The organism is Streptomyces sp. NPDC050548, from assembly GCF_044457385.1.
In the GTDB taxonomy this organism is placed as follows: Bacteria; Actinomycetota; Actinomycetes; order Streptomycetales; family Streptomycetaceae; genus Streptomyces.
Genome location: NZ_JBITGV010000005.1, coordinates 147,037 through 160,133 on the forward strand (window position 1 = coordinate 147,037; position 13,097 = coordinate 160,133).

Here is a 13,097-nt window from a genome sequence, read left to right on the forward strand (position 1 = left end):
CGACGGGGACTGGGGCGGGCTGCTCGACCCCACCGGAGGACCCCTGCCCCTGGCGGGCGGGGGAAACCCCCGACGTGCGCGGCAGGCTGCGCACATGCAGTACGTTCGGGTCATGCCCCAGCCCGCCAAGCCCTCACGTACCGCAGCCGCGCCCGACGCACCGGAGAGTGCCGCGGGGAGTCGTGCCGCCGCCCAGCGCCTCAAGATGCGGCGCGAACTGGCGGCGGCGGCGATGGAGCTGTTCGCGACGAAGGGGTACGAGGCGACCACCGTCGACGAGATCGCCGCCGCGGCCGGGGTCGCGCGCCGGACGTTCTTCCGCCACTTCCGCTCCAAGGAAGAGGCGATCTTCCCGGACCACGACGACACATTGATCCGGGCGGAGGCGGTCCTCAACGCCGCCCCCGCGCACGAGCACCCGCTCGACACGGTGTGCCGGGGCATCAAGGAAGTCATGCGGATGTACGCGGCGCAGCCGGAGATCTCGGTCGCGCGCTACAAGCTGACGCGCGAGGTGCCCACCCTGCGCGAGGCCGAGATCGCGTCGGTGGCGCGCTACGAGCGGCTGTTCACGCGTTATCTGCTGGGCCACTTCGACGAGCACGCGCACGACGACGACGCCAACGACGACCCGCTGCTCGCCGAGGTCGCCGCCTCGGCGGTGGTCACCGCCCACAACCACGTGCTGCGGCGCTGGCTGCGGGCCGGCGGCCAGGGGGACGTGGAGGCACAGCTCGACCACGCCTTCGGGATCGTACGGAAGACGTTCGGCAGCGGCATCGGAGCCGGCCGCACCACGGCTCCCAAGCCGGCCACGGCGATGGTCCACCAGCAGGGCGAGGTCCTGGTGACGGTCGCCCGCACCGACGCCCCGCTGGACGAGGTCATGCGGACCATCCAAGAGGCACTCAGGGACCGCTGAGCCCTTCCGCACCATGTGATGACGGCCACCCTCCGGGGTGGCCGTTTTGGCATGTCAGAGCCCCTTTTCGCGCAGCTTTCAGACCCCGTTCGATCGATCATCGCTCATTTGTTACGTAAAGATTTCACCTGAGAGCAATTCATGGCACTCGGTGCCTTGCGGGGTGACACGCAGTGTCATACGTTGAAGGTGTCCGGGCGGCCGGCGTACAGAGATCTCCCGTACGTCGGCTGTCCCCGCAACCCACCACTGGGCTGCGCGCCCGGACGCCTGCGTCACAGGCACCCTCCCGCGCCACAAAGCGCTGCCGAAGCACCACCCGCCGAACCGACGGCACCTCTCCACCCACCCTCAGCAGCAGCACCGACGTAACCATCGGCGCCCCTCCCTCAGGGCGCACTTCGCCGGAGGCAACACCGTGACCGTGAAGGACATCCTCGCCGCGATCCAGTCGCCGGACTCGACTCCGGCCGACTTCGCCGCCCTGCCGCTCCCCGAGTCGTACCGCGCGATCACCGTGCACAAGGACGAGACGGACATGTTCGCGGGCCTCAGCACCCGCGACAAGGACCCCCGCAAGTCGATCCACCTGGACGACGTCCCGGTGCCCGAACTCGGCCCGGGCGAAGCCCTGGTGGCCGTCATGGCGTCGAGCGTCAACTACAACTCCGTGTGGACCTCGATCTTCGAGCCGCTGTCGACGTTCGGTTTCCTGGAGCGCTACGGCAAGCTCAGCGAGCTGACCAAGCGGCACGACCTGCCGTACCACGTGATCGGCTCCGACCTCGCGGGCGTCGTCCTGCGCACCGGCCCGGGCGTCAACGCCTGGAAGCCCGGTGACGAGGTCGTCGCGCACTGCCTGTCCGTCGAGCTGGAGTCCTCCGACGGGCACAACGACACGATGCTCGACCCCGAGCAGCGGATCTGGGGCTTCGAGACCAACTTCGGCGGGCTCGCCGAGATCGCACTGGTCAAGTCCAACCAGCTGATGCCCAAGCCGGACCACCTGTCCTGGGAGGAGGCCGCCGCCCCGGGGCTCGTGAACTCCACCGCCTACCGGCAGCTGGTCTCCCGCAACGGCGCCGGCATGAAGCAGGGCGACAACGTCCTGATCTGGGGCGCGAGCGGCGGACTCGGCTCGTACGCCACGCAGTTCGCGCTCGCGGGCGGCGCCAACCCGATCTGTGTCGTGTCCTCGCCGCAGAAGGCGGACATCTGCCGGTCGATGGGCGCCGAGGCGATCATCGACCGCAACGCCGAGGACTACCGGTTCTGGAAGGACGAGCACAACCAGGACCCGCGCGAGTGGAAGCGGTTCGGCAAGCGGATCCGTGAACTCACCGGCGGCGAGGACGTGGACATCGTCTTCGAGCACCCCGGCCGCGAGACCTTCGGCGCAAGCGTTTACGTCACCCGCAAGGGCGGCACGATCGTCACCTGCGCCTCGACCTCGGGGTACAACCACGAGTACGACAACCGCTACCTGTGGATGTCCCTGAAGAAGATCATCGGCTCGCACTTCGCCAACTACCGCGAGGCCTGGGAGGCCAACCGCCTGGTCGCGAAGGGCAAGATCCACCCGACGCTCTCCAAGGTGTACTCCCTGGAGGAGACCGGCCAGGCCGCCTACGACGTCCACCGCAACCTCCACCAGGGCAAGGTCGGCGTCCTGTGCCTCGCCCCCGAGGAAGGCCTCGGTGTGCGCGACGAGGAGAAGCGCGCCCAGCACATCGACGCCATCAACCGCTTCCGGAACATCTGAGGTCACGTAGATGACTGAGCGTCAGAAAGACCGGCCGTGGCTGATGCGCACGTACGCCGGTCACTCCACGGCCGAGGCGTCCAACGAGCTGTACCGGCGCAACCTCGCCAAGGGCCAGACCGGTCTGTCGGTCGCGTTCGACCTGCCGACGCAGACCGGCTACGACTCCGACCACATCCTCGCCCGCGGCGAGGTCGGCCGGGTCGGCGTGCCGATCGCGCATCTCGGTGACATGCGCCGGCTGTTCCAGGACATCCCCCTGGACCAGATGAACACCTCGATGACGATCAACGCCACCGCCATGTGGCTGCTGGCGCTCTATCAGGTCGTCGCCGAGGAGCAGGGCGTCGACATCACCCAGCTCCAGGGGACGACCCAGAACGACATCGTCAAGGAGTACCTGTCGCGGGGCACGCACGTGTTCCCGCCGGTGCCCTCGCTGCGGCTGACGACCGACATGATCTGCTACACGGTCAACCACATCCCCAAGTGGAACCCGATCAACATCTGCAGCTACCACCTCCAGGAGGCGGGAGCCACACCGGTCCAGGAGATCGCGTACGCGATGTCCACCGCGATCGCCGTCCTGGACGCGGTGTTCGCGTCCGGCCAGATCCCCGAGGACCGCAGGGGCGATGTCGTCGCCCGCATCTCCTTCTTCGTGAACGCGGGCGTCCGCTTCATCGAGGAGATGTGCAAGATGCGCGCCTTCGGCCGCATCTGGGACGAGATCACGCGCGAGCGCTACGGCATCGAGGACCCGAAGCAGCGCCGGTTCCGCTACGGCGTCCAGGTCAACTCGCTCGGCCTGACCGAGGCACAGCCGGAGAACAACGTCCAGCGGATCGTCCTGGAGATGCTGGCCGTGACGCTGTCGAAGGACGCACGCGCGCGTGCCGTCCAACTCCCGGCGTGGAACGAGGCGTTGGGGCTGCCCCGGCCCTGGGACCAGCAGTGGTCGCTGCGCATCCAGCAGGTGCTGGCGCACGAGAGCGACCTGCTGGAGTACGCGGACATCTTCGACGGCTCGCACGTCATCGAGGCGAAGGTGGCCTCTCTGGTCGAGGAGTCCCTCGCCGAGATCGACCGCATCGAGGAGATGGGCGGCGCGATGGCCGCCGTCGAGTCGGGCTATCTGAAGTCGCAGCTCGTGTCCTCGCACGCGGAGCGGCGGGGTCGTATTGAGTCCGGTCAAGAGAAGATCGTCGGCGTCAACATCTTCAACACGACCGAGCCCAATCCACTCACGGCCGACCTTGATCAAGCCATCCAGACGGTCGACCCGGCCGTCGAGGCCCGGGTCATCGCGTCCTTGCAGCACTGGCGCGACACGCGCTACCAGCCGCCGTTCAACCACCCGCGCCCGTGCAAGGCGCTGGAGCGGCTGAAGGAGGCCGCCAAGGGCACCGACAACCTCATGGAGGCCACCCTGGAGTGCGCCCGCGCCGGTGTCACGACCGGCGAGTGGGCCGGGGCCCTGCGCGATGTGTTCGGCGAGTTCCGGGCGCCCACGGGCGTCTCGTCGGCGCCGGTCGCCGTCCCCGCCGAGGAGGGCTCGGCGATGGCCGGGGTCCGCCGCAAGGTGGATGTGACGGCGCGCGAGATGGGCGTCGGCAAGCTGCGCTTCCTGGTCGGCAAGCCGGGCCTGGACGGGCACTCCAACGGCGCCGAGCAGATCGCCGTACGCGCGCGTGACGCCGGCTTCGAGGTGGTGTACCAGGGCATCCGGCTCACCCCGGAGCAGATCGTGGACGCGGCCCTCGCCGAGGACGTGCACGCGGTCGGCCTGTCCATCCTGTCCGGCTCGCACGCCCAGCTGGTGCCGGACGTCCTCGAACGGCTCCGTGTGGCCGGTGCCACAGACATACCTGTCATCGCCGGTGGGATCATCCCCAATGGCGACGCCGAGCAGCTCAGGGCTGCCGGGGTCGCCGCGGTCTTCACCCCGAAGGACTTCGACATCACCGGAATCATCGGCCGCATCGTCGACGAGATCCGGAAGGCGAACAAGCTCGACCCCCTGCTCGACCCCTTGGAGGTCCCCGCATGACCACGCCCGCCCCCGTCAACCGGCTCCGCCCGCGGCGCTCCTGTCTCGCGGTTCCCGGAAGCAACCCGCGCTTCCTGGAGAAGGCGCAGGGTCTCCCGGCCGACCAGGTCTTCCTGGACCTGGAGGACGCGTGCGCGCCGCTGGCCAAGCCCGACGCGCGGCACACCATCGTCAAGTTCCTCAACGAGGGCGACTGGACGGGCAAGACACGGGTCGTGCGCGTCAACGACTGGACGACCGAGTGGACGTACCGCGATGTCGTCACGGTCGTCGAGGGCGCGGGCCAGAACCTCGACTGCATCATGCTGCCGAAGGTGCAGGACGCCCAGCAGGTCGTAGCGCTCGATCTGCTGTTGACGCAGATCGAGAAGACGATGGGCTTCGAGGTCGGCAAGATCGGTATCGAGGCGCAGATCGAGAACGCGCAGGGACTCAACAACGTCAATGCGATCGCTCAAGCCAGTCAACGTGTCGAGACGATCATCTTCGGACCGGCCGACTTCATGGCGTCGATCAACATGAAGTCCCTCGTGGTGGGCGAGCAGCCGCCCGGCTACCCGGCGGACGCCTACCACTACATCCTGATGAAGATCCTGATGGCCGCCCGCGCGAACAACCTCCAGGCGATCGACGGCCCCTACCTCCAGATCCGCAACATCGACGGCTACCGCGCGGTCGCGCAGCGGGCCGCCGCGCTCGGTTTCGACGGCAAGTGGGTGCTGCACCCGGGCCAGGTCGAGGCGTCCAACGAGATCTTCTCGCCGTCCCAGGAGGACTTCGACCACGCCGAGCTGATCCTGGACGCGTACGACTACTACACGTCCGAGGCCGGCGGCAAGAAGGGCTCGGCGATGCTCGGCGACGAGATGATCGACGAGGCCAGCCGCAAGATGGCGCTGGTCATCTCGGGCAAGGGCCGGGCCGCCGGTATGCAGCGCACGTCCACCTTCGAAGCCCCGGAGGCCTGAGCACCATGCAGTTCGGACGCACCTACGAGGAGTTCGAGGTCGGCGCGGTCTACAAGCACTGGCCCGGGAAGACGGTCACGGAGTACGACGACCATCTGTTCTGTCTCCTCACCATGAACCACCACCCGCTCCACATGGACGCCAACTACGCCGAGAACACGACGGACTTCGGCAAGAACGTGGTGGTCGGCAACTACATCTACTCGCTGCTGCTGGGCATGTCGGTGCCGGACGTGTCGGGCAAGGCGATCGCCAACCTGGAGATCGAGTCGCTGAAGCACGTGGCACCGACCTTCCACGGCGACACGATCTACGGCGAGACGACGGTCCTCGACAAGACGCCGTCGAGGTCGAAGAACGACCGCGGGATCGTCTACGTCGAGACCAAGGGCTACAAGCAGGACGGCACGCTGGTCTGCGTGTTCCGCCGCAAGGTGATGGTACCGACCGAGACGTACATCAAGGAGCGCGGCGGCGAGCAGCCCGGCCGCCCCCAGCTCAAGGAGCAGGAGAAGTAGCCATGGCGCGACTCGCCCAGACCGCCGGTCTCACCGACATCCAGCGGGAAATCCTGTCCACCGTCCGTGACTTCGTGGACAAGGAGATCCTCCCGGTCGCCACCGAGCTGGAGCACCGCGACGAGTATCCGCAGCAGATCGTCGACGGGCTCAAGGAGTTGGGCCTCTTCGGCCTGATGATCCCGGAGGAGTACGGCGGCCTGGGCGAGTCGTTGCTGACGTACGCCCTGTGCGTGGAGGAGATCGCGCGCGGCTGGATGTCGGTCTCCGGGATCGTCAACACGCACTTCATCGTGGCGTACATGCTCAAGCAGCACGGCACGCAGGAGCAGAAGGACCACTTCCTGCCGCGCATGGCTGCGGGTGACATCCGGGGCGCGTTCTCGATGTCGGAGCCGGCGCTCGGTTCGGACGTCTCGGCGATCACGTCGAAGGCGGTCAAGGACGGCGACGAATACGTCCTGACCGGTCAGAAGATGTGGCTGACGAACGGCGGCACGTCCTCGCTCGTGGCCGTCCTGGTGCGCAGCGACGAAGGGCACCCGGAGGGCACCGCGCCGCACAAGTCGATGACGACCTTCCTGGTGGAGAAGGAGCCCGGTTTCGGGGAGGTCCGGCCCGGTCTCACCATCCCCGGGAAGATCGACAAGATGGGCTACAAGGGCGTCGACACCACCGAGTTGATCATGGACGGTCTGCGGATCCCGGCCGACCGGGTGCTCGGCGGCCAGACCGGCCGAGGTTTTTACCAAATGATGGACGGAGTCGAGGTGGGCCGCGTGAATGTGGCGGCGCGTGGCTGCGGCGTCGCTCAGCGTGCCTTCGAACTGGGCGTCTCCTACGCGCAGCAGCGTCACACGTTCGGGAAGCCGATCGCCCAGCACCAGGCGATCCAGTTCAAGCTGGCAGAGATGGCCACCAAGGTCGAGGCCGCCCATGCGATGATGGTGAATGCGGCACGCAAAAAGGACTCCGGCGAACGAAACGACCTTGAGGCAGGGATGGCGAAGTACCTCGCCTCCGAGTACTGCAAGGAGGTCGTCGAAGACGCCTTCCGGATCCACGGCGGGTACGGATTCTCCAAGGAGTACGAGATCGAACGCCTTTACCGCGAGGCGCCGATGCTGTTGATCGGCGAAGGTACCGCCGAAATCCAGAAAATGATCATCGGGCGCAGGTTGCTCGAAGAGTATCGATTCCAGGGCTGATTGTCCGTTTCGGGGTGTTTTCTTCGAGAAGAAGATCACACCCCGTCAACGCTCTTCGGCCGCCGACTCGACTTACTGGCTTAGCCAGTTGTGGCTCACGACCGGTACGATCCCGGGAAAGCCGCCGTCCCCCGTTACAGTGCGGCATCATCCGCTACGAAGGTCATCCATGCCCCACAGCCAAACCTCTGCACCACGCGACAGCCTGGCAGGCGTACGCCTCGCGCGCGGAGCATCGCCGTGGCTCCTGCCGACCGTCGCCACCGCAGCCCTCAGCCTGGTACGTGCGCGCAAGTCCGGCGCCGCCAAGGCCGTGGCCGTACCCGCCACCGCGCTCGCGGCGGGCATGCTGTGGTTCTTCCGCGACCCCGAGCGCGAGATCACCCCGGGCCGGGTCATCTCGCCCGCCGACGGTGTGGTGCAGAGCATCATGCCGTGGAAGGACGGTCGCACCCGCGTCGCCATCTTCATGAGCCCGCTGAACGTCCACGTCAACCGCGCGCCGCTCTCCGGCACGGTGACTTCGGTCGAGCACATCCCCGGCGGTTTCGTTCCCGCGTTCAACAAGGAGAGCGAGAACAACGAGCGGGTCGTCTGGCACTTCGACACCGAGCTCGGTGACATCGAGATGATCCAGATCGCCGGCGCCGTCGCCCGCCGCATCGTCCCCTACGTCCCGCAGGGCACGAAGGTCGAGCAGGGCGAGCGCATCGGACTGATCCGCTTCGGTTCGCGTGTCGACATCTACCTTCCCGAAGGTGTCGAGGTGGACGTGGAGGTCGGTCAGAAGACGGTGGCTGGGGTGACTCGCATTGACCGTGATTGATCCGGAGACACAGGCGGGCTGGGTGCCCGAGGCGGACGAGGTGGACGACGAGGAGGAGATGCCTCTTTCTCTCCGCCTCTCAATAGCGGACACCCTCACCCTCGGCAACGCCACCTGCGGCTTCATGGCGGTGTACTTCACCACCACCGGCATCCTGATCCCGCACCTGACGGGCAACGACGAGTCGACCGGCATGGCCCGCCACAGCGCGGCCACCGCGGTCATCCTGATGCTGTGCGCGGCGGTCTTCGACCTCTTCGACGGCCTCGTCGCCCGCAAGCTGCGCTCCTCCCCCATGGGCGCGGAGCTGGACAACCTGTCGGACCTGATCAGCTTCGGCCTCGCACCGGCGTACTTCGTCCTCGTCTACGGCATGGTCGCGGACGACGCGCACCAGAGAGTGGCCGCGGTCGGCGCGATCGTGGTGCTGCTTGCGGTGGTGCTGAGACTCGCCCGTTTCTCGTGTGTGACGCCGCCGAACGGCATGTTCCAGGGCATGCCCTCCCCGTTCGGCGCGCTGACGGTGGTCTCGATCGTGCTCCTTGAGCTGCCCTTCGTGGCGACGCTCATGGCGATCCTGGGCACCGCCTGGCTGATGGTGAGCCGGGTCGAGTATCCGAAGCCGCGGGGCCGCCTCGCGGTCGCGATGCTCGCCTGGATCGTCCTGTCGATGGGCCTGCTGGCGGCCTGGGCGTTCGACGCCCCGAGCGGCCAGCTGCTCCTTCAGACGGGCTGTGCGCTCCAGCTGGTCATGGGCGCGGTGATCCCCCTGTTCGCGACGGCCCGCCGGGTGAACACCTTCCGCGGCAACAGGCGTGAGGCGCGAGCGGCGCAGCTGCCGTAGCCGTCGCAGCAGACGGAACGAAGGGCCCCGAGCCACTTGGCTCGGGGCCCTTCGGCGTTCCTTCGCACGGGACTCAGACCAGGAAGTCCCGGGCGATGTTCTCCGCCACCCGCTCCAGGATCGGGCCCGCGTCGGCGATGCACTTCACCACGTCCGGTTCGACCGAGGTCAGCGGGTAGGCGCGGCGGATGCCCGCGTGGCCGAGGGCCTGTGGGGGCAGGGCGAGGCGGCCGCAGACGGCGACGACCTCCTTGCCCTCCGCGCGGGCCGCCGCGGCGACGCCGGCCGGGGCCTTGCCGTGCAGGGTCTGTTCGTCGAGGGAGCCCTCGCCGGTGATGACGAGGGTGGCGCCCTCCAAGGAGGAGGCGAAGCCGAGGACGTCGAGCATGACCTCGATGCCGGGGCGGAAGCGGGCGCCGAGGAGGAGGGCGCCGTAGCCGATGCCGCCGGCGGCACCCGCACCGGGTGCGACGGCGTACTCGGCTGCCCTGGTGCCGATCGCCTCCTCCAGGATCTTCGCGTAGTGGCCGAGGGCCGCGTCGAGGGCGTCCACGTCGTCCGGGGCGGCGCCCTTCTGGGGGCCGTAGACCGCGGCGGCGCCCTTGGGGCCGGTGAGCGGGTTGTCGACGTCGCTGGCGAGGACGAGGGCGACGGAGGCGAGGCGCGGGTCGAGGTCGGAGAGGTCGGCCGAGGCCAGGTCGATCAGGGCGCCGCCGCCCGGGGGCACCGGTTCGCCGTCCGCGTCCAGGAAACGCGCGCCGAGCGCGGAGAGCATGCCCGCGCCGCCGTCGGTCGTGGCGCTGCCGCCGACACCGAACACGATCGTGCGGGCGCCCGCGTCGAGCGCGGCCCGCAGCAGTTCGCCGGAGCCGTACGTCGAGGAGGTGAGGGGGGCGAAGACGCCCTTGGGCAGGCGTTGCAGCCCGCTCGCCTCGGCCATCTCCACGACGGCCGTGTCGCCGCGGACCGCGAAGGCCGCGGTGATCTCGTCGCCGAGCGGCCCTGCGACCCGTATCTCCCGTCGCTCGAACCCTGCGGCGACGGCCGCGTCCACCGTGCCGTCGCCGCCGTCGGCGACCGGCATCGCCGCGACCGCCAGATCGGGTACGACCCGACGGAGCCCGGCCGTCACCCGCTCGGCGACCTGCACGGCCGTCAGCGACCCCTTGAACTTGTCCGCGGCGATGAGCACCCTGTGGGTGCCCCTCTGTCCAGCGTCCGCCACCTTGCCATCCCCTTGCTCTACGGGCCCCGCACACTTCAGGGCCAGTCGCGCCGCTTGCGACCCTAACCGGCGGACGCCCCCGCCGTCATGCCCCGACCCAACGCTGGGACCGGGCTGAGCGTCCGCTGTGCCGCTGCCGGGCCCGGAATCGGGTAGACCGGAGACATGACCCCAGTAGGTACTGAGCAGGCGCTCGCGGACCGCGTCCTCGGGGGCTGGCTGGGCCGGATCGCGGGCAACATGCTCGGCAAGCCGGTCGAGCAGGGCGACCTGTGGACCCGCGACCGCATCGACCGCTATCTCCGTCAGGCTGCCGCCCTGCCGCTCACCGACTACCTGCCCGAGCCGACCGGCGAGAACGACGGCGTCGCCCTGCGCCCCGAGTGGCAGCGGTGCGTGCGCGGCCGGATCCACGGCAGCTGCCGTGACGACGACGTCGACTACGCCGTTCTCGGCCTCGACCTCCTGGAGACCCATGGCTTCGGCTTCAGCACCGAGCAGGTCGGCGAACTGTGGCTGCTGCGCCTCCCGTACCTCCAGACGTACACGGCCGAACGCGCCGCCTACCGCAACCTCGCCAACGGCCTCAAACCGCCGCTGACGGCGACGTACGACAACCCGTACCAGGAGTGGATCGGCGCCCTGATCCGCGCCGACATCTACGGCTGGACCTGCCCGGGCATGCCCCGCCGCGCGGCCCAACTGGCGCGCAGGGACGCCGTGTTGTCCCACACCGGGAACGGTGTCTACGGCGCGATGTGGGCCGCGGCCCTGATCTCGGCGGCGTTCACCGCGCCGACCGTGCGGCACGCGCTGGACACGGCGCTGACCGTGATCCCGCCGGGCTGCCGCCTCGCACGCACCGTGCGCCGGGTGCTCACGCTGCACGAGACCCGGATGACCTGGGAGGACACGCTCACCACACTGTCCGAGGAGACGGCGGGCCTCGGCTGGATCCACACGATCCCGAACGCGGCCGTCCTCACCGCCGGACTCCTGTACGGCGACGGCGACTTCACCCGCACCATCACCCTCACCGTGCGCGGCGGCCTCGACACCGACTCGAACGGCGCGACGGCCGGTTCGGTCGCCGGGGTGCTGAACGGTGCCGTCGCGATCCCGGGACAGTGGAAGGACCCCCTCGAAAACACCGTGCACAGTGCGGTGTTCGGGTTCGACGGGGTGCGGATCAGTGAACTGGCCGAACGGACCGTGCAGTTGGCGGAGGCCGCCGACAACTAGACGGCCCCCTGCGCGATGAGACTCGGGGCACGGGCGGATGTCCGCCGTCCATCAGCGGCACCCGTCACAAGGGACTCTCGCCTCGGGTGAGTTCCAGGCTCGCCCGCCACAGGCGCAGTCGGTCCTCGGTGTCGTACGCCTGGGAATGGGCGCGTGCCTCACGAGTGCGGTCGTAGAAGCGTCCGGTGATGCCGGCGAGTGCCGGATCGGTGACGAGCCGACAGGTGGCGGTCACTCCGTCCTCCAGCGTGTCGATGCTGTATCCGGTCTCGGCGAGGACGATCTTCGTCGGCATGTAGGTGGCGGGGTGGAGGCTGTTGACCGTGGCCTCGCCGGCGGGCAGGCGGGCGGCGAGTTCGAAACCGGACGCGATCTGGGCGAGCTTGCTCTGGCCGTAGGCCCGGAAGCCGTCGTAGTCGTGCTCCAGCATCAGATTCCCGAAGTCGAGCGGGTGTTGGCCGATGGAGGCAACGTTGACGATGCGGGCCGGTGCCGACGCGCGCAGCAGCGGCAGGAGTTCGAGAGTGAGCAGGAAGCCGGCGAGGTGGTTGACGGCGAAGCGCAGCTCGTGGCCGTCGGCGCTGGTACGGCGGGTGCGGCCGTCCGGCCGCCCGCCGCCGATGCCGGCGTTGTTCACCAGGACGTCGAGCCGGTCGGTCGATGCGCGAATCCCGGCGGCCATACGGCGGACCTGGTCGAGGTCGGCGAGATCCGCGGTCACGGTCCGGGGCCGGGATGCGCCGCGGGCCGTGAACCGGTCCGCGACGCGGTCGAGTTTGGCCTGGTTGCGGCCGTGCAGGATCAGGCTGGCGCCGTCCGCCGCCAGATGTTCGGCCAGGGCCAGGCCGAGGCCGTCGGTGGCGCCGGTGACGAGGATGGTCAGGGAAGGGGTCATTGCGGGTCTCCCAGAGTGCTCGCCGCGCCGGTCGGGGGTGGTAGGGCCTGCGTGAGGAGGGCCGTGAGCTCCTCGACGAGGTCGGCGCCCATGGGCTCGCCCGTGGCCAGGATGCGGTACCACAAGGTGCCGAACACGATGTCCAGGACGGTGGACGCGGCGGGACGAGGCGGCAGGTCGCCCCGCGTCCGGGCCCGGTCGAGGACGACTTGGAGCGCGTCGCGCCGCCGCTGCAGGAAGGCACCGCGGAAGAGCCGGCCGAACTCCTCGTCGATCTGGGCCTCCGCCATCAGGACGCGCAGGATGTCGACGACGCGCTGTCGGCGGCCGAGCCGGAACGAGTCCTCCAGGAAGGCCTTCAGGTCGTCGGCGTAGGAACCGTGGTCGGCGTTCGTGACGTACAGATCGGCCTTCACGGCGAGCGCTTCGAGGAGAACGTGGGCCCTGGAGGGCCACCAGCGGTAGATCGTCTGTTTGCCGCATCCGGCGCGGTGGGCGATTCCCTCGATCGTCAGGCCCGCGTAGCCGACCTCGTCGACCAGTTCGAACGCCGCGACCAGGATCGCCATCCGGCTCTCCTCGCTGCGCTTGCGTCCCGGGCGTGACTCCGAAGGGGGTTGCTTGTCCATGACCATGG

The 13,097-nt window shown here is 68.9% G+C and carries 12 protein-coding genes; 9 read left to right on the plus strand and 3 right to left on the minus strand.

The genetic code is table 11. The features are described from left to right. Positions 1 to 112: 112 nt before the first annotated feature. The 8 genes from ACIBJH_RS16310 to pssA all read left to right on the plus strand — a co-directional run bounded on the left by ACIBJH_RS16310 (position 113) and on the right by pssA (position 9,098). Positions 113 to 922, plus strand: coding sequence for a TetR family transcriptional regulator (locus tag ACIBJH_RS16310; RefSeq protein ID WP_399117507.1), 810 nt, complete (start codon positions 113 to 115; stop codon positions 920 to 922). 424 nt (positions 923 to 1,346) lie between these two features. Next, complete coding sequence (gene ccrA / locus ACIBJH_RS16315) at positions 1,347 to 2,684, plus strand: crotonyl-CoA carboxylase/reductase (protein WP_399117811.1); 1,338 nt, start codon at positions 1,347 to 1,349, stop codon at positions 2,682 to 2,684. Positions 2,685 to 2,694: 10 nt separating this feature from the next. Beyond that, entirely contained in the window at positions 2,695 to 4,734 is a 2,040-nt protein-coding gene (locus ACIBJH_RS16320) for a protein meaA (protein WP_399117508.1), read from the plus strand. Then, a complete protein-coding gene (locus ACIBJH_RS16325) occupies positions 4,731 to 5,702 on the plus strand; it encodes a CoA ester lyase (RefSeq protein WP_019071296.1) in 972 nt (323 codons plus the stop codon). Before ACIBJH_RS16320 ends, ACIBJH_RS16325 begins: the two co-directional genes overlap by 4 nt. Before the next feature lie 5 nt (positions 5,703 to 5,707). After that, the gene (locus ACIBJH_RS16330) at positions 5,708 to 6,220 is read left to right on the plus strand and encodes a MaoC family dehydratase (protein ID WP_383950957.1); all 513 of its coding nucleotides are present in this window, start codon (positions 5,708 to 5,710) and stop codon (positions 6,218 to 6,220) included. Positions 6,221 to 6,222: 2 nt separating this feature from the next. Continuing rightward, the gene (locus tag ACIBJH_RS16335) at positions 6,223 to 7,428 is read left to right on the plus strand and encodes an acyl-CoA dehydrogenase family protein (RefSeq protein WP_200711546.1); all 1,206 of its coding nucleotides are present in this window, start codon (positions 6,223 to 6,225) and stop codon (positions 7,426 to 7,428) included. A gap of 169 nt (positions 7,429 to 7,597) precedes the next feature. Beyond that, a complete protein-coding gene (locus tag ACIBJH_RS16340; protein ID WP_019071293.1) occupies positions 7,598 to 8,254 on the plus strand; it encodes a phosphatidylserine decarboxylase in 657 nt (218 codons plus the stop codon). 22 nt (positions 8,255 to 8,276) lie between these two features. Continuing rightward, positions 8,277 to 9,098 (plus strand): CDP-diacylglycerol--serine O-phosphatidyltransferase, encoded by an 822-nt coding sequence (pssA, locus tag ACIBJH_RS16345; protein ID WP_399117812.1) that lies wholly within the window; start codon positions 8,277 to 8,279, stop codon positions 9,096 to 9,098. A 73-nt stretch (positions 9,099 to 9,171) separates the two neighbouring features. Here the strand turns inward: pssA and ACIBJH_RS16350 are convergent, their stop codons facing one another. Further along, positions 9,172 to 10,290 (minus strand): glycerate kinase, encoded by a 1,119-nt coding sequence (locus ACIBJH_RS16350; RefSeq protein ID WP_399117509.1) that lies wholly within the window; start codon positions 10,288 to 10,290, stop codon positions 9,172 to 9,174. A gap of 198 nt (positions 10,291 to 10,488) precedes the next feature. Between ACIBJH_RS16350 and ACIBJH_RS16355 the strand changes: the two genes are divergently transcribed. Then, complete coding sequence (locus tag ACIBJH_RS16355; protein WP_399117510.1) at positions 10,489 to 11,565, plus strand: ADP-ribosylglycohydrolase family protein; 1,077 nt, start codon at positions 10,489 to 10,491, stop codon at positions 11,563 to 11,565. A gap of 64 nt (positions 11,566 to 11,629) precedes the next feature. On the opposite strand, the gene ACIBJH_RS16360 is transcribed toward ACIBJH_RS16355, so the two are convergent. Both ACIBJH_RS16360 and ACIBJH_RS16365 read right to left on the minus strand, forming a co-directional pair. Next, positions 11,630 to 12,460: an SDR family NAD(P)-dependent oxidoreductase gene (locus tag ACIBJH_RS16360; RefSeq protein WP_399117511.1), complete on the minus strand. Its 831-nt coding sequence runs from the start codon at positions 12,458 to 12,460 to the stop codon at positions 11,630 to 11,632. Further along, positions 12,457 to 13,089 (minus strand): TetR/AcrR family transcriptional regulator, encoded by a 633-nt coding sequence (locus ACIBJH_RS16365; RefSeq protein ID WP_399117512.1) that lies wholly within the window; start codon positions 13,087 to 13,089, stop codon positions 12,457 to 12,459. Before ACIBJH_RS16365 ends, ACIBJH_RS16360 begins: the two co-directional genes overlap by 4 nt. Positions 13,090 to 13,097 lie beyond the last annotated feature (8 nt).